Source organism: Streptococcus sp. SM5 (genome assembly GCF_027497975.1).
On sequence record NZ_JAJNSC010000003.1, the window covers coordinates 39,776 to 63,813 of the forward strand.

General features: G+C 42.4%; 20 protein-coding genes. 19 read left to right on the forward strand and 1 reads right to left on the reverse strand.

Annotated elements, in window-relative coordinates; genetic code table 11:
• The first annotated feature begins 29 nt into the window (after positions 1–29).
• From prfB to PAN07_RS02770, 4 genes are all read left to right on the forward strand, one after another.
• Positions 30–1,125 (forward strand): peptide chain release factor 2 gene (gene prfB / locus PAN07_RS02755; protein WP_142324070.1). Its coding sequence is split into 2 segments (ribosomal slippage): positions 30–101 and positions 103–1,125, totalling 1,095 coding nucleotides; the frame shifts between segments, so codons are not numbered across the junction.
• A 15-nt stretch (positions 1,126–1,140) separates the two neighbouring features.
• Positions 1,141–1,833 carry a cell division ATP-binding protein FtsE gene (gene ftsE, locus PAN07_RS02760; protein WP_269796958.1) on the forward strand — a complete coding sequence of 231 codons (693 nt, stop codon included), beginning with the start codon at positions 1,141–1,143 and terminating at the stop codon, positions 1,831–1,833.
• Positions 1,826–2,752: a permease-like cell division protein FtsX gene (gene ftsX, locus PAN07_RS02765; protein WP_269796959.1), complete on the forward strand. Its 927-nt coding sequence runs from the start codon at positions 1,826–1,828 to the stop codon at positions 2,750–2,752. Before ftsE ends, ftsX begins: the two co-directional genes overlap by 8 nt.
• Before the next feature lie 168 nt (positions 2,753–2,920).
• Positions 2,921–4,075 carry an MFS transporter gene (locus tag PAN07_RS02770; protein WP_269796960.1) on the forward strand — a complete coding sequence of 385 codons (1,155 nt, stop codon included), beginning with the start codon at positions 2,921–2,923 and terminating at the stop codon, positions 4,073–4,075.
• Between the two features lie 37 nt (positions 4,076–4,112).
• On the opposite strand, the gene PAN07_RS02775 is transcribed toward PAN07_RS02770, so the two are convergent.
• Positions 4,113–4,739 (reverse strand): TVP38/TMEM64 family protein, encoded by a 627-nt coding sequence (locus PAN07_RS02775; RefSeq protein ID WP_269796961.1) that lies wholly within the window; start codon positions 4,737–4,739, stop codon positions 4,113–4,115.
• A gap of 135 nt (positions 4,740–4,874) precedes the next feature.
• On the opposite strand from PAN07_RS02775, the gene PAN07_RS02780 reads away from it, so the two are divergent.
• The 15 genes from PAN07_RS02780 to PAN07_RS02850 all read left to right on the forward strand — a co-directional run bounded on the left by PAN07_RS02780 (position 4,875) and on the right by PAN07_RS02850 (position 24,014).
• On the forward strand, positions 4,875–7,520 hold the full coding sequence (locus tag PAN07_RS02780) for a DEAD/DEAH box helicase family protein (protein WP_269796962.1): 2,646 nt from the start codon (positions 4,875–4,877) through the stop codon (positions 7,518–7,520).
• 40 nt (positions 7,521–7,560) lie between these two features.
• Positions 7,561–7,965: a YbgA family protein gene (locus PAN07_RS02785; RefSeq protein WP_269797139.1), complete on the forward strand. Its 405-nt coding sequence runs from the start codon at positions 7,561–7,563 to the stop codon at positions 7,963–7,965.
• On the forward strand, positions 7,949–8,314 hold the full coding sequence (locus PAN07_RS02790; protein WP_269796963.1) for a TIGR02328 family protein: 366 nt from the start codon (positions 7,949–7,951) through the stop codon (positions 8,312–8,314). The genes PAN07_RS02785 and PAN07_RS02790 overlap by 17 nt, the downstream gene beginning before the upstream one ends.
• Positions 8,315–8,804: 490 nt before the next feature.
• Entirely contained in the window at positions 8,805–11,054 is a 2,250-nt protein-coding gene (metE, locus tag PAN07_RS02795) for a 5-methyltetrahydropteroyltriglutamate--homocysteine S-methyltransferase (RefSeq protein WP_269796964.1), read from the forward strand.
• A gap of 62 nt (positions 11,055–11,116) precedes the next feature.
• On the forward strand, positions 11,117–11,983 hold the full coding sequence (gene metF, locus PAN07_RS02800; RefSeq protein WP_269796965.1) for a methylenetetrahydrofolate reductase [NAD(P)H]: 867 nt from the start codon (positions 11,117–11,119) through the stop codon (positions 11,981–11,983).
• Positions 11,984–12,632: 649 nt separating this feature from the next.
• Positions 12,633–14,855, forward strand: a complete 2,223-nt coding sequence (pnp, locus tag PAN07_RS02805; RefSeq protein ID WP_269796966.1) for a polyribonucleotide nucleotidyltransferase — start codon at positions 12,633–12,635, stop codon at positions 14,853–14,855.
• Between the two features lie 14 nt (positions 14,856–14,869).
• Complete coding sequence (cysE, locus tag PAN07_RS02810; RefSeq protein ID WP_269796967.1) at positions 14,870–15,487, forward strand: serine O-acetyltransferase; 618 nt, start codon at positions 14,870–14,872, stop codon at positions 15,485–15,487.
• 11 nt (positions 15,488–15,498) lie between these two features.
• The gene (locus tag PAN07_RS02815; RefSeq protein ID WP_269796968.1) at positions 15,499–16,365 is read left to right on the forward strand and encodes a GNAT family N-acetyltransferase; all 867 of its coding nucleotides are present in this window, start codon (positions 15,499–15,501) and stop codon (positions 16,363–16,365) included.
• Positions 16,366–16,368: 3 nt separating this feature from the next.
• Positions 16,369–17,130 (forward strand): nucleoside phosphorylase, encoded by a 762-nt coding sequence (locus tag PAN07_RS02820; protein ID WP_269796969.1) that lies wholly within the window; start codon positions 16,369–16,371, stop codon positions 17,128–17,130.
• Positions 17,131–17,292: 162 nt separating this feature from the next.
• On the forward strand, positions 17,293–17,814 hold the full coding sequence (locus tag PAN07_RS02825) for a dihydrofolate reductase family protein (RefSeq protein ID WP_000301974.1): 522 nt from the start codon (positions 17,293–17,295) through the stop codon (positions 17,812–17,814).
• A gap of 17 nt (positions 17,815–17,831) precedes the next feature.
• A complete protein-coding gene (gene cysS, locus PAN07_RS02830; protein ID WP_269796970.1) occupies positions 17,832–19,175 on the forward strand; it encodes a cysteine--tRNA ligase in 1,344 nt (447 codons plus the stop codon).
• The gene (locus PAN07_RS02835) at positions 19,168–19,554 is read left to right on the forward strand and encodes a Mini-ribonuclease 3 (RefSeq protein WP_269796971.1); all 387 of its coding nucleotides are present in this window, start codon (positions 19,168–19,170) and stop codon (positions 19,552–19,554) included. Before cysS ends, PAN07_RS02835 begins: the two co-directional genes overlap by 8 nt.
• Positions 19,555–19,557: 3 nt before the next feature.
• On the forward strand, positions 19,558–20,427 hold the full coding sequence (locus PAN07_RS02840) for a helix-turn-helix domain-containing protein (protein WP_269796972.1): 870 nt from the start codon (positions 19,558–19,560) through the stop codon (positions 20,425–20,427).
• Between the two features lie 112 nt (positions 20,428–20,539).
• Positions 20,540–21,670: a sn-glycerol-3-phosphate ABC transporter ATP-binding protein UgpC gene (gene ugpC / locus PAN07_RS02845; protein WP_142556692.1), complete on the forward strand. Its 1,131-nt coding sequence runs from the start codon at positions 20,540–20,542 to the stop codon at positions 21,668–21,670.
• Positions 21,671–21,797: 127 nt separating this feature from the next.
• Positions 21,798–24,014, forward strand: a complete 2,217-nt coding sequence (locus PAN07_RS02850) for a bifunctional (p)ppGpp synthetase/guanosine-3',5'-bis(diphosphate) 3'-pyrophosphohydrolase (protein ID WP_269796973.1) — start codon at positions 21,798–21,800, stop codon at positions 24,012–24,014.
• The last annotated feature ends 24 nt before the right edge of the window (positions 24,015–24,038 follow it).

Consider the following 24,038-nt stretch of genomic DNA (forward strand, 5'->3'; position numbering starts at 1 on the left):
ATAATAAAAAGATACAAAAAGGAGTATTTATGGACATTTCAGAAATCCGTCAAAAAATTGACGCCAATCGTGAAAAATTAGCTTCTTTTAGGGGGTCTCTTTGACCTCGAAAGGTTAGAAGAAGATATTGCCATTTTGGAAAACAAAATGACTGAGCCTGATTTTTGGAACGATAATATCGCGGCCCAAAAAACATCGCAAGAATTAAACGAACTAAAAAACACCTATAATACTTTCCACAAGATGGAAGAATTGCAGGATGAAGTTGAAATCTTACTAGACTTTTTGGCAGAGGATGAATCTGTCCGTGAAGAGTTAATCGAGCAGCTGGGGACTTTGGACCAAATGATGACCAGCTACGAGATGACCCTTCTTTTGTCTGAGCCTTATGACCATAACAATGCTATCCTTGAGATTCACCCAGGATCTGGAGGAACAGAGGCTCAGGATTGGGGCGATATGCTCCTTCGGATGTATACTCGCTATGGAAATGCCAAGGGATTCAAGGTTGAGATTTTGGATTACCAAGCAGGTGATGAAGCGGGAATCAAGTCAGTGACCCTATCATTCGAAGGGCCAAATGCTTATGGCCTCCTCAAGTCAGAGATGGGAGTTCACCGTTTGGTGCGTATCTCACCATTTGACTCAGCCAAACGTCGCCACACCTCTTTTACTTCTGTAGAAGTTATGCCAGAGTTGGATGATACCATCGAAGTAGATATCCGAGAAGATGATATCAAGATGGATACTTTCCGCTCAGGTGGAGCAGGTGGACAGAACGTCAACAAGGTTTCGACCGGTGTTCGTTTGACTCATATTCCGACAGGAATTGTCGTAGCATCGACTGTTGACCGTACCCAGTACGGAAACCGCGACCGTGCTATGAAGATGCTTCAAGCTAAACTCTACCAAATGGAGCAAGAAAAGAAAGCTGCTGAGGTAGACTCACTTAAGGGAGAGAAAAAAGAAATTACATGGGGAAGCCAAATTCGCTCCTATGTATTTACCCCTTATACTATGGTCAAAGACCATCGTACTAGCTTTGAAGTTGCGCAAGTAGATAAGGTAATGGATGGAGACCTAGACGGTTTCATCGATGCTTATCTAAAATGGCGTATTAGTTAATAGAAAGGAAGTCACATGTCAATCATTGAAATGAGAGATGTTGTCAAAAAGTATGACAACGGGACTACAGCCCTACGTGGCATCACTGTAAATATCGATGCAGGAGAATTCGCCTACATCGTAGGACCTTCAGGTGCAGGGAAATCAACTTTTATCCGTGCCTTGTATCGTGAGGTAAAAGTCGACAAAGGGAGCTTGCAAGTTGCTGGCTATAACCTTGTTAAAATTAAAAAGAAAGATGTTCCAATGCTACGTAGAAACGTAGGAGTAGTCTTTCAGGACTACAAATTGTTACCAAAGAAAACTGTTTATGAGAACATTGCCTACGCAATGGAGGTAGTTGGGGAAAGACGTCGTAATATCAAAAAACGTGTTATGGAAGTCTTGGATCTTGTTGGTTTGAAACACAAGGTGCGTTCGTTCCCTAATGAACTTTCAGGTGGTGAGCAACAGCGTATCGCCATTGCCCGTGCTATCGTAAACAATCCTAAGGTTTTGATTGCCGACGAACCAACAGGGAACTTGGACCCAGATAACTCATGGGAAATCATGAATCTCTTGGAACGAATCAATCTTCAAGGTACAACAGTATTGATGGCGACCCACAACAGTCAAATCGTAAATACCTTACGCCACCGCGTTATTGCCATCGAAAATGGTCGCGTGGTACGTGATGAAGCGAAAGGAGAGTACGGATACGATGATTAGTAGATTTTTCCGTCACCTATTTGAGTCTTTAAAGAGTTTAAAGCGTAATGGGTGGATGACCATTGCTGCCATTAGTTCAGTAATGATCACCTTGACCTTGGTTGCAATCTTTGCTTCAGTTATCTTTAACACTGCAAAATTAGCAACTGATATTGAAAACAACGTCCGTGTAATGGTCTATATCCGTAAGGACGTTGAGGACAATAGTGAAACGATTGTAAAAGAAGGCCAAACAGTTACCAATAATGACTACCACAAGGTCTATAATGCCCTCAAGTCTATGTCAGCAGTTAAAAATGTAACTTTCTCAAGTAAGGAAGAACAGTATGACAAGCTGACTGAAACCATGGGTGAAGAGTGGAAGGTTTTTGAAGGAGATGCCAATCCCCTTCACGATGCCTATATTGTAGATACCAATTCACCAAGTGATGTTAAGAAAGTAGCTGAAGATGCTAAAAAGATTGAAGGTGTTTCTGAGGTCCAAGACGGTGGTGCCAATACAGAACGTCTCTTCAAGTTGGCTTCATTTATCCGTGTTTGGGGCTTGGTTATTGCAGGACTCTTGATCTTTATCGCAGTCTTCCTGATTTCAAATACCATCCGAATCACTATCATTTCACGTAGTCGTGAAATTCAGATTATGCGTTTGGTTGGTGCTAAAAACAGCTACATCCGTGGACCATTCTTGCTGGAAGGTGCCTTTATCGGATTGTTGGGAGCAGCTCTTCCATCAGTTTTGGTTTACTTTATCTATAATAAAGTCTTCCAATCTGTTAACCCGTCATTGGTTGGTCAAAACCTATCATTGATTACACCTGACATCTTTAATCCAGTTATGATCGGTCTTTTGTTTGTTATCGGTATTTGTATCGGATCACTTGGATCAGGGATTTCAATGCGCCGATTCTTGAAAATCTAAGACAATCTTATATAAAAAATATAAAAAAGCAGGATGCAATCAAGAACTCACTGAGTCTGATTGCCCTGCTTTTTCTTTTTATCTCTATAGCCAGTCGCTTGCCAATTTTGGGGAAACAGTGTATGATAGGGAAGTACCTTTTAGGCTAAAAAGAAAAATGAGGATAAGATGAAACAATTTTTGGAAAAGCTGAGTATACTCTCTCTGTCACTAGTATTGATCACATCGTTTTCAATCTCAAGTGCTCTACCAGCTATGTTTGACTATTATCAAGGCTATTCGACAGGTCAAGTTGAGCTCTTAGTTAGCTTACCTTCCTTTGGAATAATGGCTATGCTTTTACTGAATGGAGTTTTGGAGCGAATCTTTCCTGAACGTCTCCAATTGACCCTGGGTCTCTTGATTTTATCGATTAGCGGGACTGCACCTTTCTGGTATCAGGGTTACTATTTTGTCTTTGCGACACGCCTACTTTTCGGGATTGGTGTAGGGATGCTGAATGCCAAGGCTATTTCTATCATCAGTGAACGCTATCACGGAAAAACTCGTATCCAAATGCTTGGTTTTCGTGGGTCTGCCGAAGTCGTAGGAGCATCCATCTTAACCTTAGCAGTTGGTCAACTCTTAGCATATGGCTGGACAGCTAGTTTCTTGGCCTATGCCGCAGGCTTGGTAGTCTTGGTGCTCTTTCTTTTATTTGTCCCTTACAACAAGGAAGAAATTCATGAGTCCAAGCATCAGACAGAAGAAGCTGTAAGATTGACTGCTTCTATGAAAAAGCTCATTTTCTTCCTTGCTATTGCAGCCGCAGTGATTGTATGTACCAATACTGCTATCACCTTCCGCATCCCTAGTCTTATGATTGAGGCAGGCTTTGGGGATGCTCAGTTGTCCAGTTTGGTACTTAGTGCTATGCAGTTGATTGGGATTCTAGCTGGAATCAGCTTTTCTTTCCTGATCTCGACCTTCAAGGAAAGACTTCTATTGGTCGCTGGTGTCACTTTTGGTATCGGGCAAATCATCATTGCTCTTTCCCCTTCACTCTGGGTGGTGGTTGCAGGTTCTATCCTAGGAGGATTTGCCTACAGCATTGCTCTGACGACAGTCTTTCAGTTGATATCTGAGCGAATCCCAGCAAAACTCCTCAATAAAGCAACTTCATTTGCTGTTTTGGGATGTTCTTTTGGAGCATCATTAACACCCTTCGTTCTTTCAGGGATTGGCTTGGTGACTACAGATGGTCGATTGACCTTTATTATCCTAGGAGCATGGATGATTGCAACATCAGTCATTGTTTCTATTTTTTTGAAAAAAGAAGTTTAACAAAAAACTCAAGGATGTAGGTTCCTTGAGTTTTTTGTTATTTATTAGAAAGCATCTGCCAAAAAATATCGATGATATAAGTCAAGCCATAGGTATAAACAACTAAGGTAAAAGGCTTTGTCAAGATGATGATAGTCATATAGCGTTTGAAGCTCATCTTGGTCAGGGCAGCCAGCATACAGAGAAAGTCCGCAGGACTGACAGGCCAGATCATCATAAAGATAAAGAAACGGTCAAAGCGATTGCCCTTATCTAACCAACCGATATACTTATCATAGGTCCGTTTGCTGACGACTGATTGGACAAAAGGCGCACCATAGAGCCTTACTAGGTAAAAGATAATAGCACAACCAATGACGATGCCGATATAGTTATAGATAGTCCCCACGATATGCCCATAGATGAAAACACCCGCAACAGATGTCAGAGCACCAGGGATAATAGGAACAACTGTCTGTAAAATCTGTAAAAAGATAAAGAGTGGAGGCCCCCAGATACCTGCCTGTTGGATAAAGGCAGATAGAGTTTCCTTGGAGTGCAAGATCCCAGCTTGATAGGCCCAGATACAGAATATTAAAGTACCAACTCCACCGATGATGGATGAAATATTAATTGCTTGCTGTAGAAGGGGAGAAACAGCTTTCATTTCTTTATCGTGTGACATGTAAACTCCTCTTAAATAGTATAAATCTACTATACCATATTTTGAGGAGAAAGACTACATGGGTACTTCGTGTGACTTTGCCTCAAGTATGGTAAAATGAGAATAAGAAAATGACAGCTTAGAATGAGGGAAATCATGTTAGGATTGAAGTTTAATGGCACTTGGCGCAACTACCAAAAACAGGTATTGGACAACTTTCAAGAATACCAAGCAGATGGTCATGTCCACTTGGTGGCAGCGCCAGGTTCTGGTAAAACAACTATTGGTATCGAGTTGATTGCCCGCTTTGATAAACCAGCTCTGGTTTTGGTGCCGACGGTTACCATTCGGGAACAATGGGTGGATAGGATTCGCCAGGCCTTTTTAGAGGATGAGGACCAGGTCACAAGTCTCGTGTCTCAAAATCTCAAGGATATGAAGCAAATCACCATCGCCACCTACCAAGCCTTTCACAGCGCTATGCAACAGGTGCAATCTCAAGAGGATAATGGCGAGGTTGAGGACTTTGTCGGCTTTGACCTGATTGCTAGACTCAAGGAAAAAGGCGTCGAAACCCTCTGCCTGGACGAATGCCATCACTTGAGAAATGAATGGTGGAAAAGCCTAGAAGACTTCCGTAAAAATTACCCGCAACTACAAGTCATCTCACTCACTGCAACACCGCCATATGACAGTGAGCCAGAACTCTGGGATCGCTATCTCCAGATGTGTGGCGAGATCGACCAAGAAATAACAGTGCCAGAACTGGTCAAGGAAGACACCCTCTGCCCTCACCAGGACTTTGTCTATATCTGTTTTCCGACCAAGGAAGAAGACAAGCGCTTGGAAGAATTTGAGGACACCAAGTGGCAGTATGTCAGCCAACTAGTGGTTGATCCTGATTTTCAAGAGTTGATTAAGAGTTCCAAGGTCTTCAAAGAGGAAATCTCTGCGGATATGCTCCTCGAAGATCCCAAGTATCTATCAGCCCTCCTCATTTATCTACAGGCTCAAAAGCTAGAAATTCCTAAGCACTTACGAGATTTACTGGGGGCGGAAGGCTTGCCTGCTCTTAATTACTACTGGCTGGAAGTTCTCTTGCAAGGCCTTCTCTATCAGACACCCGACTGGTATGAGGATCCACAGGAGACAAAGAAAAAGATAGAAGCCGATTTGAAATCAAGAGGACTGATTGAAAAACGTCAGGTCTTCTTGGTCAAATCCAAGGCTAATGACCAAATCCTCAATCAATCTCTAGGAAAACTGGCTGGTATTGCTTCAATCTTTGAAACCGAGTATGCCAGTCTAGGTCAGGACTTGAGACAGTTAGTCTTGGCGGACTATATCCGCAAGGATTTTGCCAGTTATCTGGGGGATGACCAAGCACCAATCACGCAATTAGGTGTCCTCCCTTACTTTGAAACCATTCGCCGCAGTGCGCAAAAACAAGGTCTTTCTGTCCCTATAGCAGTCCTTTCAGGTAGTGTCGTGATCATACCGACCAGTGTCAAAACAGAACTCGAAGCCCTCATCCCAAATACCAACTTGACCTTCTCAGCCATTGGAAAACTTGACCAAGATGCCTATCTCCAAGTAGGATTTCCATCCAGCTTTAAGGGGATGGTTGCCGCAGTGACTGAGCTCTTCCAACGTGGTTCTATCCAGGTCTTGGTCGGAACCAAGTCTCTCTTGGGAGAAGGATGGGATGCACCTTGTGTCAACTCTCTCATCCTAGGAAGTTTTGTCGGAAGCTTTATGCTCAGCAATCAGATGCGGGGCCGCGCCATCCGTATCTGGCCAGGACATCCAGATAAGACCAGCAATATCTGGCACCTAGTAGCCATCAAACCTTACAAAAATCCAGCCTTTTCTAATGAAAATCAAGAAGAACAAGACCTCAATCCATATCAGGACCTGCAGACTCTTGCCCGTCGGATGGACCACTTCCTTGGCTTGTCCTATAAGGAAGATACCATTGAAACAGGTCTGGATCGCTTGAACTTTCCTGAGTTCCCATTTAAGAAAAGGAAACTCGAAGACTATAACGAGAAGATTATGGAACTATCCAAGGATCGCGCCTCCCTTCGTAAAAAATGGCAGGAATCTCTCATCGTTGCTGATAAGATTGAAATTGTCAATGAAGTAGCGACCGACAGCAAACGAATCCCTCTGCTTGCCCTAGCAGATGCTGAAAAGTGGCTTCGCTATGCTCTGATGGTATTTGCCATTAGTCTCCTGACCTATGTCTTTAGACTAACCTTCTTTACCTTGCCATGGCTGACAGCTCTTTGTGTCCTCTTCCTAGCTATCACAGCCTTTCGTTATTATAACTACAAGAGTCCCTATAAACGCTTGCGCCAGATTGGAGAAGCTATCCGTAAGGTTATGGTGACTGCAGGGCATTTGTCTGATGACCAGTCGCGCGTGCAGGTCGATGAGGACAAGGAAAGCTTTAATGTTTTCGCCTATCTAAAAGGTGGCAGTATGAGAGACAAGGAACTCTTTTCAAAGGTTTTAGGAGAATTCTTTGCGCCAGTGGATAATCAACGCTACCTCTTAGTAGCTCAAAAAGCACCAACCGGCCAGTCCAAGTATTTCGTAGTTCCTAGCCTCTTTGAAAAACGTAAGGAAGATGCCCAGCTCTTCCAAAATGCCGTCGCACCACACATAGGCAACTACCAACTCGTCTACACCCGTAACGAAGCAGGTAGAAAAATCCTGCTCGAAGCCAGACTAAAATCCTTAGCCAACAAAAACGACCGCATCATTACCAAGAAAAAGGTCAAAAGTGCTTTGAAATAGGAAAAGTACTTTTTGACTCAAACATGGTATAATGTCAGTTATGAATAACAACAACCAACGTGCCCTTTGTCAGCAACTCTGGGCGGAAAATAAATACCTTGTTTTGAGCCATTCCAGCAATATTTACAAAGATATTCGCCAGTATCTCAAGCAAGAAGTGGTGGAGCTGAGTCAGGTTCAGGAGATGATTGACCGTGCCTGCCAGATTCCAGAACACAGGGGTCAGGTTTGCAATGCCTTTCAGCATATTTGGGGCTATTTTAAAAAGCAAGCCAGTCCTGATGAGCGCAAGGACTATATGCTCTTGCTGGATCGCTATCGCTTTGGTCAGGCTTCCAAGCAAGACTTGATTGCTAGAACTAGAGATTTGCTTGAGCGTTACCCAAATGCTTATCTGCAAGATTCTGCCCTGCTGAAAGGAGACTCCCATGAGACTTTGGCATGAAGCTTTGATACCACAACTTCCCCGTCCTCAGCTCTTGGGGCAACATCGAGAGTGTTGCGCCCTGCGTGGCAATGGCTGGGGCAGAAAGCATGCGACGGTTGACTATGTCTTTACCCACTCGCCCTATCGTCTCTATGCCTATCATCGTTTGATTATGGAGGAGATGGCTGACCGAGGCTACAATGTCAGTCCAGAGTGGCTGGACAAGAACTACCGAGGCAAGACCTGTCCTTCCTATGAAGACTTAGCAGAGGAAAAGCTGAAAAGTCCTATCTATAGCGAACATGACGCTGCCTACTATGAGGAATGTCTGGCTAATCTTCGAGAGAAGGGGGTAGAGCTGGAGTAATAGTTATGGTACCTCAATTTTATAATTATGAAGGATTATGGTTTTTTAAATTAAGGGGGAACGAAGTGAGCTTTTATAGGATATTTCCCGCTATAGTGGTATTCTAGATAACAATTTATTATTATCTAGAACGGGATTTTTGAGACACTATGGCTCAAAAATTAGGGATGAAATTACGAAGTAATTTGCTCCCGTCCGCACTTTTTCAGGGAAATATCAGAATTATAAAAGAAAAATCAACCTATAGTCTTTTCTAATACCAAGCCATAGGTAGCTTTCAATTCACTATTTTTTTGCGAAGAACATAGCAACCTTGAAAGGTTACTAATCTATATCTATCAAAGGATTTGGGGAATCTTCTCTAAATCTTTTTTTGTGCTCTAAATCGAGATATAGTTTGAAACTATATCAAAGCCTAATTTTTTACAATTATACAGACAGTTTCTTTTCTGTTAAGATAGTTTCAACAACAATTTTTGGAGGACAAAACATGTCAACTACAATTATCGGTTTCCCTCGTTTGGGTGAATTCCGCGAATTAAAATTTACAACTGAAAAATACTTTAGAAAAGAAATCTCAGAAGAAGAACTCTTGGCTGCGGCTAAAGAATTACGTGCTAAACACTGGAACATTGTCAAAGAAAAAGGCATCACTGAAATCCCATCAAATGACTTTTCTCACTATGACAACTTCCTAGATGCAGCCTTCCTTTTCAACGTAGTTCCTGCATCCGTTCAAAACTTGGAATTATCAGAACTTGAGCGCTACTTTGCTTTGGCTCGTGGTTACCAAGGTGAAAAAGGGGATGTTCGTGCCCTTCCGATGAAAAAATGGTTTAACACTAACTACCACTATATCGTTCCTAAATTTGAAAAAGACACTCAAGTAAAATTGGCTGGTCACAAGATCTTTGATGAGTTCCAAGAAGCCAAAGAATTGGGTCTTAACACTCGTCCTGTCCTTGTAGGTCCATTCACTTTCCTTCAATTGTCAGATTTTGAAGAAGGTGTTAAAGCAGAAGACTTTGTAGATAGCTTTGTAGCTGCTTACCAAGAAGTTTTTGCAAAATTGGCTGAACTTGGTGCGGCTCGTATCCAATTGGACGAAGCTGCTCTTGTCAAAGACTTGACAGCTGAAGAAAAAGCTCTCTTCTTGAACATCTACAACAAACTCTTGGCTGATAAAAAAGGTCTTGAAGTCTTGCTTCAAACATACTTCGGTGACGTGCGTGACGTTTACGCTGACCTTGTGAAATTGCCAGTAGATGCTATCGGTCTTGACTTCGTTGAAGGTAAGAAAACTCTTGAACTCGTTAAAGGTGGCTTCCCAGCTGACAAGACTCTTTATGCAGGTATTGTCAATGGTAAGAACATCTGGCGCAACAATTACGAAAAGAGCTTGGCTATTCTTGAGCAAATCCCAGCTGAAAACATCGTCTTGACTAGCTCATGCTCACTTCTTCATGTGCCATTTACAACTGCTAACGAAGAATTTGAACCAGCTATCTTGAACCACTTTGCATTTGCAGTTGAAAAATTGGATGAGATCCGTGACTTGGATGCTATCCGCAACGGTCAAGGAGCAGAAGCTCTTGCAGCTAACAAAGAACTCTTTGCGACTGAACGTGTTGGTGAAAATGCGGAACTTCGTGCTCGTATCGCTGGATTGACTGACGCAGACTACACTCGTTTGCCAGCCTTTGCTGAACGTGAAGCAATCCAAGAAGAAGCTTTCAAACTTCCAGCTCTTCCAACAACAACTATTGGTTCATTCCCTCAAACTAAGGAAGTTCGTGCCAAACGTTTGGCCTTCCGTAAGGGTGAATTGTCAGCAGAAGATTATGACAAGTTCTTGGCAGAGCAAATCGACGAATGGATTAAATGGCAAGAAGAAGTTGGATTTGACGTGCTTGTACACGGTGAATTCGAGCGTAATGACATGGTTGAGTACTTCGGTCAAAACTTGTCAGGTTACCTCTTCTCTAAGAATGGTTGGGTACAATCATACGGTATGCGTGGGGTTAAACCACCAATCATCTGGGGCGATGTCACTCGTCTCAACCCTATCACTGTGAAATGGTCTAGCTACGCACAAAGCCGTACGGACAAACCTGTTAAAGGTATGTTGACTGGACCTGTTACCATCCTTAACTGGTCATTCCCACGTGAAGACATCTCTATCAAGGATTCTACTCTTCAAATCGCTCTTGCAATCAAGGATGAAGTTCTTGACCTTGAAGCTGCAGGCGTGAAAATCATCCAAATCGACGAGGCTGCCCTTCGTGAGAAATTGCCACTTCGTCGTAGCGACTGGTACGAAGACTACCTTGACTGGGCTATTCCAGCCTTCCGTTTGGTTCACTCAACTGTAGCACCAGACACACAAATCCACACTCACATGTGTTACTCAGAATTTACAGATATCATCCCAGCTATCGACAACATGGATGCAGACGTTATCTCATTTGAAGCTAGCCGTTCAAACCTTGAAATCTTGGACGAACTCAAAGCGAAAAACTTCCAAACAGAAGTTGGACCTGGGGTTTACGATATCCACTCACCTCGTGTGCCTAATGAAGGCGAAATCGACCACACAATCGAAGCTATCCTTGCGAAAGTACCTAGCAAGAAAGTATGGATTAACCCTGACTGTGGTTTGAAAACACGTGGTATCCCAGAAACTAAAGAAAGCTTGATCCGCCTTGTAGAAGCTGCTAAAGCTGCGCGTGAGAAATTGTAAGAAAAGACAATTCTCCCTACACGGTTGATCAGTAAGAAATCAACTAGAAAAGGTTTATACATATGTCACGTCAAACACCGTCCCTCTCATTTGAAGTTTTCCCTCCAAACCCAGAAGTAGGCAATGATAAAATTATTTCTGCACTGCAAAATATGCAGGATTTAGCACCACACTTCATCAGTGTGACTGCCAGTAATAATAAATTTAATATCAAAGAGACGACGGTTCGTTTGGCTGACTATATCCAAAATGACTTGAATATTAAGACCATTGCTCACTTGCCAGCCATTTACTTGACTAAGGATAAGGTTGCTGAAACCATTAGAGATTTGGACAAGGTTGGCGTACAGAAGATCTTGGCCCTTCGTGGAGATATCATTCCAGGTGTTGAGCCACAGAAGGATTTCTGTTATGCGACAGACTTGATTGAGTTCATCAAGGAACAGGCCCCACACTTTGATATCATTGGTGCTTGTTATCCTGAAGGACATCCAGACTCGCCAAATCAAATCTCAGATATCCAAAATCTTAAGAAAAAAGTGGATGCAGGATGCTCTAGTCTAGTAACGCAACTTTTCTTTGATAATGAGCGTTTCTACGATTTCCAAGATAAGTGTACCTTGGCTGGAATTGATGTTCCCATTCATGCAGGGATTATGCCAATCCTTAACCGTAACCAAGCCCTTCGTCTTTTGAAGACTTGTGAGAATATCCATCTCCCACGTAAGTTTAAGGCTATCTTGGACAAGTATGAGAATGACCCTGAGTCACTCAGAGCAGCAGGACTTGCCTATGCCGTAGACCAAATCGTGGACTTGGTAACGCAAGACGTTGCAGGTGTGCATCTCTACACTATGAACAATGCAGATACGGCTCAGTACATACATCAAGCAACCCATGCCTTGTTTAACCATCAGCCTGTAAAATAATAAAAAGCAAACCATTCTTTTCTGATGAGAAGAATGGTTCCTTTTTTATAGAAAAGACCGTACTTTTTAAGAAAAATATGATAAAATAGACTCTGTACGTACTTGATACAAAGATGAGGGTATTTAAGCTATGAAAGTTTTTTTATAGATGATTAGGTTTGTATTAAAACCTGATAATAAGTGTCTATAAAAAAAGAACAAAGTGAGTATTAAAAGATATTTCACGCTATAGTGGTATCCTAGAGAATAACTCTGTTATTTTCTAGGACGGAATTTTTTAGACTTCTGGCTAAAAAATTAGGGATGAAATTCCGAAGGAAGTTGCCCCCGTCCGCACTATTCCAGTGAAATATCAAAAAAATTCATAATTGAATTTTGGCCTCATTTCTTAGGAAAAAAGACAAGCTTCCTTACACTCATCGAGTGCAGCGTCACCTTCCTATTTTTCTACAGAAATGTTCGGCAAGCCGAACCGTCCAAAATATCTTGATTAATTGAACTCGGCCGAAAAGCTGTGTAAAAAAGATAAACTGTCTTGTCTTCATCGAAGACTTCGTCAGTTTCCTATTTTTACTTTGCTTTTGACGGCCTTAGTATCTTGATCTTTGTAGGCAAGGCGTATAATTTTATCAATCCAAAGGGGATTAAAATGACAAAACAAGTGTTTCAAACGACTTTTGCGGGTCGTGAGTTAATCGTAGAGACTGGTCAGGTTGCTAAGCAAGCAAATGGCGCTGTTGTCGTTCGTTACGGTGAGTCAACTGTCTTGACTGCAGCCGTTATGTCTAAGAAGATGGCAACTGGGGACTTCTTCCCGCTCCAAGTTAACTACGAAGAAAAAATGTATGCAGCTGGGAAGTTTCCTGGTGGCTTTATGAAACGTGAAGGACGTCCTTCAACAGATGCGACTTTGACAGCGCGTTTGATTGACCGTCCAATCCGTCCAATGTTTGCGGAAGGTTTCCGTAATGAAGTACAAGTGATCAATACAGTTCTTTCTTACGATGAAAATGCATCGGCACCAATGGCAGCTATGTTTGGTTCATCATTGGCCTTGTCTATCTCAGATATTCCATTTGACGGACCAATCGCTGGAGTACAAGTAGGTTATGTCGATGGTGAAATCATCATCAACCCAACTCAAGAACAAGCAGAGCGCTCTCTTCTCGAATTGACAGTAGCCGGTACTAAGCACGCTATCAACATGGTAGAGTCTGGTGCTAAAGAATTGTCAGAAGAAATCATGCTACAAGCTCTTCTTAAAGGACATGAAGCCGTTAAAGAATTGATTGCCTTCCAAGAAGAAATCGTTGCTGCTGTTGGAAAAGAAAAAGCAGTGGTTGAGTTGCTTCATGTAGACGCTGAATTGCAAGCCGAAATCATTGCGGTCTACAATAGCGACCTTCAAAAAGCGGTCCAAGTAGAAGAAAAATTGGCTCGTGAAGCCGCAACTCAAGCAGTCAAAGACCAAGTTACTACAGTTTACCAAGAAAAATATGCGGACCACGAAGAGTTTGACCGTATCATGCGTGATGTAGCTGAAATCTTGGAACAAATGGAACATGCAGAAGTGCGCCGTTTGATTACAGAAGACAAGGTTCGTCCTGATGGTCGTAAGGTTGATGAAATTCGTCCTTTGGATGCAGTGGTCGACTTCCTTCCTCGTGTACACGGTTCGGGTCTCTTTACTCGTGGCCAAACTCAGGCCCTTTCTGTCTTAACTTTGGCACCAATGGGTGAAGCACAAACTATCGATGGTCTAGATCCAGAACACAAGAAACGCTTTATGCACCACTATAACTTCCCACAATACTCTGTAGGGGAAACTGGCCGTTACGGTGCACCTGGTCGTCGTGAAATTGGTCACGGTGCTCTTGGTGAGCGTGCTCTTGCTCAAGTATTGCCAAGCTTGGAAGAATTCCCATACGCTATCCGTCTGGTAGCAGAAGTATTGGAATCAAATGGTTCTTCATCTCAAGCATCTATCTGTGCGGGAACACTTGCCCTTATGGCTGGTGGTGTGCCAATCAAGGCACCAGTAGCAGGGATTGCTATGGGCCTCATCTCAGATGGTAACAACTATACAGTGTTGACAGATATCCAAGGTTTGGAAGACCACTTTGGAGATATGGACTTTAAGGTTGCAGGTACTCGCGACGGGATTACTGCCCTTCAGATGGATATCAAGATCCAAGGGATCACTGCAGAAATCTTGACGGAAGCTCTTGCTCAAGCCAAGAAAGCTCGTTTTGAAATCCTTGATGTGATTGAAGCTACTATTCCTGAAGTTCGTCCAGAATTGGCTCCAACAGCTCCGAAAATTGATACCATCAAGATTGATGTGGACAAGATTAAAATTGTCATCGGTAAGGGTGGAGAAACCATTGACAAGATCATCGCTGAAACAGGCGTTAAGATTGACATCGACGAAGAAGGAAATGTATCTATCTACTCTAGCGACCAAGATGCAATCAACCGTGCCAAAGAAATCATCGCTGGTTTGGTACGTGAAGCCAAAGTGGATGAAGTTTTCCATGCCAAAGTTGTTCGTATCGAGAAATTTGGTGCCTTTGTCAACCTATTTGATAAGACAGATGCCCTTGTACATATCTCTGAAATGGCTTGGACACGTACCAATAATGTAGAAGATTTAGTTCAAATTGGTGATTTTGTAGATGTGAAGGTTATTAAGATCGATGAAAAAGGTCGTGTAGATGCTTCTATGAAAGCACTCTTACCACGTCCTCCAAAATCTGAACATTCAGAAGAAAAAGGTGAAAAGGGGCATCGTCATGTCGGTCGTCCTCGTCACCATCATAAGGACCATAAACCTAAGAAAGAAACTACAGAAACACCAAAAGATTCAGAATAAGAAAGGAGAAATGTATGGGATGGTGGCGTGAAACCATTGATATCGTAAAAGAAAATGATCCAGCGGCTCGTAGCACCTTGGAAGTCTTGCTGACTTACCCTGGAGTTAAGGCCTTGGCTGCCCACCGTCTCTCTCATTTTTTCTGGAAACACGGCTTTAAGCTCTTAGCTCGCATGCACAGCCAGTTTTGGCGCTTTTGGACGCAGATTGAGATACATCCAGGTGCTCAGATAGATTCAGGTGTGTTTATTGATCACGGAGGAGGTCTGGTCATAGGGGAAACAGCCGTCGTTGAAAAAGGTGTGCTCCTCTACCATGGTGTGACTCTCGGAGGAACTGGTAAGGATTCTGGTAAACGCCACCCGACCATTCGCAAAGGAGTTCTCATTTCTGCTCATGCCCAAATCATTGGACCTGTTGAGATAGGTGAAAATGCTAAAGTTGGTGCTGCTGCAGTCGTTGTAGCAGATGTACCTAGTGATGTGACTGTGGTTGGAGTTCCAGCCAAGATTGTTCGAGTTCATGGCCAAAAGGATGAGCTAACTATTCATGAGGTTGAAGGAAAACGGGAATACTACGTCAATAAACTTGAGCAGGCAAGAGATGCTAGTCATAGATCGTCTGAGCTGTAGAGGATATCTATATGATTCAAGCAAGAAATAAGTTAAGCCAAGAGGAGTTATCTGAGGCGAAAAAACTAATTAACTGTTGCCAAGCCTATGATGGAACTTATCGTGATCCTTATCTTTCTAACATGCTCAATTTTAACCCCGATATGCCCGCCTTTTTCCTTTATTATGAAAAAGGTGAACTTGTTGGCCTATTAACCGTCTATGCAGATGACCAAGATGTGGAAGTAGCAATCCTGGTCCACCCCAATCATCGTCGTCAAGGAATTGCGCGGGCTTTGTATAGAAGTTTTGAGAAAGAAACGACATCTTATCCAATTGAGTCTGTGACTTTTCAGACAGAGCGTGTTTTTCTAGAGCGCCATCCTGATTTTGTCAATAACTGGGGACTGGTCGAGGATGAAGAGACAGAAACCTGGTTAGGTAAGGATAGAAGACCTTATCCGTTAGCAACTGTTTCCAATCTGGACGTTTTGTTAGCAGATCGTTCTTATCAGGATCAAATTAGTCAGTTAAGATTTCAGGCATTTTCAGAGGAACATGAATCTAAAGAAGTTGTGGATAGATATGTCGCTAAAGCTCTGAAAGATCCAGAAAGTCGCCTATATATTTTATTAAAAAACGGTCAGGTTATTGGAACTTGTACAGTTGATTTATCGAGTAATACGAATTACCTCTATGGTTTAGCAATAGCTGAGCTTGAACGTGGGCAAGGCTACGGAAGCTATATAGCAAAATCCCTCGTCAACAAACTGATTGAGCAAAATGACAAGGAGTTTCAGATTGCCGTGGAAGATAGCAATGTAGGTGCCAAACGTTTGTATGAAAAGATTGGCTTTGTTAAACAGACCCAGGTGGTTTATCTGAATGCGAAAGAGTAATAAATGCTATTAGAAGAATTTGAAAATGTACCTGCTGTTATCGAGCCAACTGATCGAAGCCTCCTTAGTGGTGGAGAAGTTTGTGATACCATTATCTTGTCTTTTAATGGAGAAATCCTTGAACGAGTAAAACAGATAGATGGTGTCTACGAAGGTGGCTACCTTACCAATCTAAATGGCAAACTGCCATGGTATATCTATGAAAAAGATGGGAGTAAGGTAGCAGTTGCTATGGCTACTATTGGAGCTCCAATGGTTGTTGGACTCTTAGAAGAACTAAAAGCAAGAGAATTTAAGAACTTTATTGTTTTGGGATCTTGCGGAGTTCTAGACCAGTCTATTCAAGCAGATAGGATTATCTTACCAAGCTCGGCTTTACGTGATGAAGGTACTAGTTATCACTATGCTCCAGCAAGTGATGAAATAGCCTATGAGCAATCTCTACTCTTAACTATGGAAAAAGCCTTGGATAAAGCTGGCATTGAGCATATTCGAACAAAGTCTTGGACCACAGATGCCTTCTATCGTGAGACAGCTGCTAAGGTCAAACGAAGACTAGCAGCAGGAGCTAGAGTTGTAGATATGGAAGCTTCAGCTATCATGGCCTGGGCTCAATATCGACTAGCCAATGTCTATCAATTTTTCTACACAGCTGACTATGTCGACCATCAAAATCACGAATGGGATGCTAGACGCGAGGATAGAAAAGCGGATGCTATGACTTTCTTTGAGATAGCATTAGTAATTGCTAGAGATTTGGATTGAAACTACTCTCTAATAATAGGTACGAATTGGAATTACTGTTGTCTGGCTTATTTTCCTTGTCCAGCAAGGATTTTGCTGAATACTTTGATTAGCTTAGGTCTAATCATCTGGGTCTATCCAGCTAAGTGAAGGCGAAGCAGAACTAGAAAGGGAACTACAAGAATGGCAGTATATTTTTACGGCTGTATCACCATGGATGGCTACTTGGCAGACAGCCAGCACAGGATAGACTGGCTGCATCAGCTTGGTTCTGTAGAGGATACAGGCTATGATGACTTTTACAGACAAATGGATATCACCATCATGGGCAAGCGGACCTTTGAGGAAATCCAAGATTTGCAAGATGTAGAAAGTTTTTATCAAGCTACGGAAAACTATGTCTTTACGCATGATAGGCACCTTCCTGTCAGCAATTACCAGCCAGTAGCTGGGGATGTGGTGGACTTTGTTCACCAGATTGACAAAGGCAAAAATGTCTTTGTGATTGGTGGTAATTCCTTGGTAGGACCGCTCTTGGATGCGGATCTTTTCGACCACCTCATTATTCAGATAGCGCCCCTTATCCTGGGAAAGGGGGTTCCACTCTTTACCCAAGAGGAGGGGCAGCGCTTTTACCAACTGGATAGCCTCAGACAATTTGGCCCTTTTGCAGAGCTGGTTTTCAGCCGAAAAAGTCAGAAATAGAGAAGGGAGTTGACCGCATGATTAAAATTTACGACACCATGTCTCGTGATTTGCGAGAATTTGTCCCAATCGAGGACGGTAAGGTTAAGATGTATGTCTGTGGGCCTACGGTATACAACTATATCCACGTGGGGAATGCCCGTTCGACGGTGGCTTTTGATACCATTCGTCGCTACTTTGAGTACCGTGGCTATGAGGTTGCCTATATTTCCAACTTTACCGATGTGGATGATAAGATTATCAACCGTGCCAAAGAAGAAGGCATCACACCTCAAGAAGTAGCTGACAAGTATATCGCTGCATTTCGTGAGGATGTTACTGCCTTGGGCGTCAAGCCTGCTACCCGTCATCCACGAGTAGTCGAGTTTATGGCTGACATTATCCGTTTTGTGGAAGACCTGATTGAAAAAGGCTATGCCTATGAGAGTCAGGGCGATGTCTATTTCCGTGTGGAAAAATCCCACAACTATGCTAAGTTAGCCAATAAAACCCTAGAAGACTTGGAGTTAGGTGCTTCAGGTCGGACAGACGAAGAAACAGCTCGTAAGGAAAATCCTGTAGACTTTGCTCTTTGGAAAGCAGCCAAACCAGGTGAGATTTCTTGGGACAGCCCATGGGGGCCTGGTCGTCCAGGCTGGCACATCGAATGTTCGGTTATGTCAACGGAGATTTTAGGCGATACCATCGATATTCACGGTGGTGGAGCTGACCTTGAGTTTCCTCACCATACCAACGAAATTGCCCAATCTGAAGCTAAAACAGGCAAGACTTTTGCCAACTACTGGATGCACAATGGCTTTGTCAACATCGACAATGTCAAGATGTCCAAGTCTTTGGGGAACTTCATTACGGTACACGATGCCCTCAAAACTATCGACGGTCAAGTGCTTCGTTTCTTCTTTGCGACTCAGCATTACCGCAAACCTATCAACTTTACGGAAAAGGCTGTGCGTGATGCCGAGACCAATCTCAAGTATCTAAAGAACACCTATGAGCAACCATTTACTGGAGAAGTAGATTCTCAAGAGTTGCAAGCTTTTAAAGATAAGTTCGTGGCTTTCATGGATGAAGATTTCAATACAGCAAATGGTATCACAGTCGTCTTTGAAATGGCCAAATGGATCAACTCGGGTAACTATGATGCAGTGGTTAAGGAGACTCTTGCGACTATGTTAGAGGTCTTTGGTATTATTTTTGTCGAGGAAGTTTTGAATGAAGAGATTGAAGCCTTGATTCAAAAACGTCAAGAAGCGCGTGCCAATCGTGATTTTGCGACAGCCGACCAAATCCGAGACCAACTAGCTGATCAAGGGATTAAGCTACTGGATACCAAGGATGGAGTGAGGTGGACACGTGATTGATGTCAATCTCATTAACGGGATTGCCCTAGCTTTTGAAGGAGATGCGGTGTATTCTATGTATATTCGTCGTCATCTCATCCTCAAAGGTATGACCAAGCCCAATAAACTCCACCAAGAGGCTACCAAGTATGTTTCAGCCAAGGCTCAGGCTCGTTTGATTTCACTGATGTTGGAGGAGCAAGTCCTGACTGAGAAAGAAGAAGAAATCTATAAACGAGGGCGTAACACCAATAGCCATACCAAGGCAAAGAATGCTGATGTTGTCACCTACCGTATGTCTACAGGTTTTGAAGCTGTCATGGGTTATCTCCATATGACTGAAAATATGGAGCGATTAGAAACCTTGATCTCTTGGTGCATCCAAAAAGTGGAGGAATAGCATATGTTAGCAAAAGAACTACTAGATTGGTTTCCAGATGGTAAAATCTTAGATCAACCAGTAGACAAAGAAGATTATCTTTGCCTATCTTTGTCAAATAATCAGTGGCTTTTGCTGGAGGAAGCTAGTCTGAGTGAACGTGAAAAACAATTGGTTTCTCTCTTAACCCAGCAGGAACAATCTGTCTCGCTCAATCCTTGGTATAGCCATTTGATTGAAGGTAAGGGCCAAGCACCTCAAACTTTCAAGAAAATACAGCTTGTATATTGTCATTTATCTTATTTCCAACAGGAGAATCTCTCTTCTTGGTTAGATATGATGCGAACCCTGTTTCCAAATTACTTGACTACGATTCAGGTAGGGGCTCAGGATTATCTCTTTGTTCTCCAGCAGGATAAGTATATCTCTGTTCGTTCGATCTTATCAGATACTCTCGAAGCAGTAGAGTATGACTTTGGGCTTCGTCTGTCGATTATGTTGGGGCAGGTCTGGTCACAGAATGCTCAACAATCCTTGTCAGACTTAATCAAGGCTGAGCGTGAGCTCTTTAAGACTTGGTGGCGTCAAGGTCATCAAGGGGTTCAGACTTTTTCTCAACTCTATCTATGGAGCCTTGGAGAAAAACAGGTTGACCTTAGAATTATCAAGGACTACCTTCGCCAGTTGATTCAGGACCAAGACCAGATTCAGGAAATTATTTTGTCTCTTTGGGACAATAGTGCGGTTCTGACAAAAACAGCTCAGCAGTTGTATTTGCACCGTAATTCTCTCCAGTACAAGATTGATAAATGGGAAGAATTAACAGGGCTCCAATTAAAGGATTTGACGGATTTAACACTCTGTTATCAACTCATCTTACCAGATATCCTATAAAGTTTTGTGCAAGTTGCACAGAACTTTTTTTGTTTTTTGGTCAACTTGCCATAGAATGATAAAGCGTTTTCATATATAATAAAACTATCAAAAACAAAAGGAGTTCTCCACAATGGTAGAATTAAATCTTAAAAATATTTACAAAAAATATCCAAACAGCGAACATTATTCAGTTGAAGACTTCAACTTGGATATCAAAGACAAAGAATTTATCGTTTTCGTAGGACCTTCAGGATGTGGTAAATCAACTACACTCCGTATGATTGCAGGTCTTGAAGACATCACAGAAGGTACTGCATCTATCGATGGTGTGGTTGTCAACGACGTAGCTCCAAAAGACCGTGATATCGCCATGGTATTCCAAAACTACGCTCTTTACCCACACATGACTGTATACGACAACATGGCTTTCGGTTTGAAATTGCGTAAATACAGTAAAGAAGATATCGACAAACGTGTACAAGAAGCAGCTGAAATCCTCGGATTGAAAGAATTTTTGGAACGTAAACCTGCTGACCTTTCTGGTGGTCAACGTCAACGTGTTGCCATGGGTCGTGCGATCGTCCGTGATGCAAAAGTGTTCTTGATGGATGAGCCTTTGTCAAACTTGGATGCGAAACTTCGTGTATCAATGCGTGCTGAAATCGCTAAAATCCACCGTCGTATCGGAGCTACAACTATCTACGTAACTCACGACCAAACTGAGGCGATGACACTTGCAGACCGTATTGTTATCATGTCAGCTACTAAGAACCCTGCTGGAACAGGTACTATCGGACGTGTTGAACAAATCGGTACTCCTCAAGAAGTTTACAAAAACCCAGTTAACAAATTCGTAGCAGGATTCATCGGAAGCCCAGCTATGAACTTCATCAACGTTAAATTGAACGGTGACCATATCGTTGGTGATGGCTTTAACTTGAAAGTTCCAGAAGGAGCTTTGAAAGTTCTTCGTGAAAAAGGTTATGAAGGTAAAGAATTGATCTTCGGTATCCGTCCAGAAGACGTGAACGCTGAGCCTGCTTTCCTTGAAACATTCCCAGAATCAGTTGTTAAAGCAACTATCTCTGTATCAGAGTTGCTTGGTTCTGAATCTCACCTATACTGCCAAGTTGGTAAAGATGAGTTTGTTGCAAAAGTTGATGCTCGTGACTACTTGCAAGCAGGTGCAACAGTTGAACTTGGATTTGACCTAAACAAAGCACACTTCTTCGATGTAGAAACTGAAAAAACAGTTTACTAAGATAAAATAAATGATCAAACACTGCTAGAAATTTTCTAGCAGTGTTTTTCTTATAAAGCTCTAGGTTCTTCTAGTTTTCTTATTGTCGAAAAAGTGATAAAATGGTAGGAAGAACTGGAGAGTATGCATGCCCAAAGAAGTAATTTATTCAGGCGATGAAGTTGTCGCTTTAACACAAAAATATTTATCGAAGGAAGATGTGGCTTTTGTGCATAAGGCCTTGGTTTATGCTGTTGAATGCCACAGTGGTCAGTATCGTAAATCCGGCGAACCCTATATTATTCATCCCATTCAGGTGGCAGGGATTTTAGCTAAGCTCAAGCTAGATGCCGTGACGGTTGCCTGCGGTTTTTTACATGACGTGGTAGAAGACACAGATGCTAGCTTGGATGATTTAGAGAGAGTTTTTGGTCATGATGTTCGCATTATCGTTGATGGGGTTACTAAATTAGGGAAGGTCGAGTACAAGTCTATCGAAGAGCAGCTGGCTGAAAACCACCGCAAGATGCTCATGGCTATGTCAGAGGATATCCGTGTTATCTTGGTTAAACTATCTGACCGTTTGCACAATATGAGAACTCTCCATCACCTCCGTAAAGATAAGCAGGAACGAATTTCTAGAGAAACCATGGAAATCTATGCTCCGCTTGCTCACCGACTAGGGATTTCAAGTGTTAAGTGGGAGCTTGAGGACTTGTCATTTCGTTATCTCAATCCAACAGAGTTTTACAAGATTACCCATATGATGAAGGAGAAGCGTAGAGAACGGGAAGAATTGGTCGATGAAGTTGTGACCAAGTTGGAGGAATATACTTCCGAACGAAACCTCTCAGGGAAAATCTACGGTCGTCCAAAACATATCTACTCTATCTATCGTAAGATGCAAGATAAGAAAAAGCGTTTCGAGGAAATCTATGATCTGATTGCCATTCGCTGTATCTTAGAGACTCATAGTGATGTCTATGCTATGTTGGGTTATGTGCATGAGTTATGGAAACCAATGCCTGGGCGCTTTAAGGACTATATCGCCAACCGTAAGGCCAATGGTTACCAATCAATCCATACCACTGTTTATGGACCAAAAGGCCCTATTGAATTCCAGATTCGTACTAAGGAAATGCACGAGGTTGCTGAGTACGGGGTTGCTGCACACTGGGCTTACAAAAAAGGAATCAAGGGACAGGTTAATAGCAAAGAATCTGCGATTGGGATGAACTGGATCAAGGAGATGATGGAACTTCAAGATCAGTCCAATGATGCTAAAGATTTCGTAGAGACGGTCAAAGAAAATTACCTAGCAGAAGAAATCTACGTCTTTACTCCAGATGGAGCTGTTCGTTCACTTCCAAAAGACTCTGGACCTATTGACTTTGCCTATGAAATTCATACCAAGATTGGTGAAAAAGCAACAGGTGCCAAGGTTAATGGTCGTATGGTTCCACTTACTACAAAATTGAAAACAGGCGACCAGGTTGAGATTGTTACTAATCCAAATTCCTTTGGACCAAGTCGTGACTGGCTTACCATGGTCAAGACCAGCAAGGCTCGGAATAAGATTCGTCAGTTCTTTAAAAATCAAGACAAAGAATTATCGATCAATAAGGGCCGTGAAATGCTCATCAGTCAGTTTCAAGAACATGGCTATGTAGCTAATAAATTCATGGATAAGCGACATATGGATGAGGTGCTCCAAAAAACTAGCTATAAGACAGAAGAATCTCTCTTTGCTGCAATTGGTTTTGGAGAAATTGGTGCCATCACAGTCTTTAATCGCTTAACTGAAAAAGAACGCCGTGAAGAAGAGCGTGCTAAAGCTAAGGCAGAAGCAGAAGAGTTGGTTAAGGGTGGGGAAGTCAAGGTAGAGAACAAGGACACACTTAAGGTGAAGCATGAGGGTGGGGTTGTCATCCAAGGTGCTTCAGGTCTCTTGATTCGGATTGCCAAATGTTGTAATCCTGTTCCAGGTGATGATATTGTTGGTTATATTACCAAAGGTCGAGGAGTTGCCATCCACCGTGTTGACTGTATGAACCTTCGTTCGCAGGAAAACTATGAGCAGCGTCTTTTAGATGTTGAGTGGGAAGATCAATTCTCAAGTAAAGAATATATCGCCCACATTGATATCTATGGTCTCAATCGTACAGGTCTTTTGAATGATGTGTTACAAGTCTTGTCAAATACGACCAAAAACATCTCTACTGTAAACGCCCAGCCTACCAAGGATATGAAATTTGCAAATATTCACGTTTCTTTTGGGATTTCAAATCTTTCAACTCTGACAACAGTAGTTGATAAGATTAAGAGTGTACCAGAAGTCTACTCAGTCAAACGGACCAATGGTTAAGTATGCTCGATACAGTCAGAAAGG

What these genes read in the sequence shown, in the direction of transcription:
- ftsE (WP_269796958.1), top strand. Translation starts at nt 1,141, where the DNA reads ATGTCAATCATTGAAATGAGAGATGTTGTCAAAAAGTATGACAACGGG.
- ftsX (WP_269796959.1), top strand. Translation starts at nt 1,826, where the DNA reads ATGATTAGTAGATTTTTCCGTCACCTATTTGAGTCTTTAAAGAGTTTA.
- PAN07_RS02770 (WP_269796960.1), top strand. Translation starts at nt 2,921, where the DNA reads ATGAAACAATTTTTGGAAAAGCTGAGTATACTCTCTCTGTCACTAGTA.
- PAN07_RS02775 (WP_269796961.1), bottom strand. Translation starts at nt 4,739, where the DNA reads ATGTCACACGATAAAGAAATGAAAGCTGTTTCTCCCCTTCTACAGCAA.
- PAN07_RS02780 (WP_269796962.1), top strand. Translation starts at nt 4,875, where the DNA reads ATGTTAGGATTGAAGTTTAATGGCACTTGGCGCAACTACCAAAAACAG.
- PAN07_RS02785 (WP_269797139.1), top strand. Translation starts at nt 7,561, where the DNA reads ATGAATAACAACAACCAACGTGCCCTTTGTCAGCAACTCTGGGCGGAA.
- PAN07_RS02790 (WP_269796963.1), top strand. Translation starts at nt 7,949, where the DNA reads ATGAGACTTTGGCATGAAGCTTTGATACCACAACTTCCCCGTCCTCAG.
- metE (WP_269796964.1), top strand. Translation starts at nt 8,805, where the DNA reads ATGTCAACTACAATTATCGGTTTCCCTCGTTTGGGTGAATTCCGCGAA.
- metF (WP_269796965.1), top strand. Translation starts at nt 11,117, where the DNA reads ATGTCACGTCAAACACCGTCCCTCTCATTTGAAGTTTTCCCTCCAAAC.
- pnp (WP_269796966.1), top strand. Translation starts at nt 12,633, where the DNA reads ATGACAAAACAAGTGTTTCAAACGACTTTTGCGGGTCGTGAGTTAATC.
- cysE (WP_269796967.1), top strand. Translation starts at nt 14,870, where the DNA reads ATGGGATGGTGGCGTGAAACCATTGATATCGTAAAAGAAAATGATCCA.
- PAN07_RS02815 (WP_269796968.1), top strand. Translation starts at nt 15,499, where the DNA reads ATGATTCAAGCAAGAAATAAGTTAAGCCAAGAGGAGTTATCTGAGGCG.
- PAN07_RS02820 (WP_269796969.1), top strand. Translation starts at nt 16,369, where the DNA reads ATGCTATTAGAAGAATTTGAAAATGTACCTGCTGTTATCGAGCCAACT.
- PAN07_RS02825 (WP_000301974.1), top strand. Translation starts at nt 17,293, where the DNA reads ATGGCAGTATATTTTTACGGCTGTATCACCATGGATGGCTACTTGGCA.
- cysS (WP_269796970.1), top strand. Translation starts at nt 17,832, where the DNA reads ATGATTAAAATTTACGACACCATGTCTCGTGATTTGCGAGAATTTGTC.
- PAN07_RS02840 (WP_269796972.1), top strand. Translation starts at nt 19,558, where the DNA reads ATGTTAGCAAAAGAACTACTAGATTGGTTTCCAGATGGTAAAATCTTA.
- ugpC (WP_142556692.1), top strand. Translation starts at nt 20,540, where the DNA reads ATGGTAGAATTAAATCTTAAAAATATTTACAAAAAATATCCAAACAGC.
- PAN07_RS02850 (WP_269796973.1), top strand. Translation starts at nt 21,798, where the DNA reads ATGCCCAAAGAAGTAATTTATTCAGGCGATGAAGTTGTCGCTTTAACA.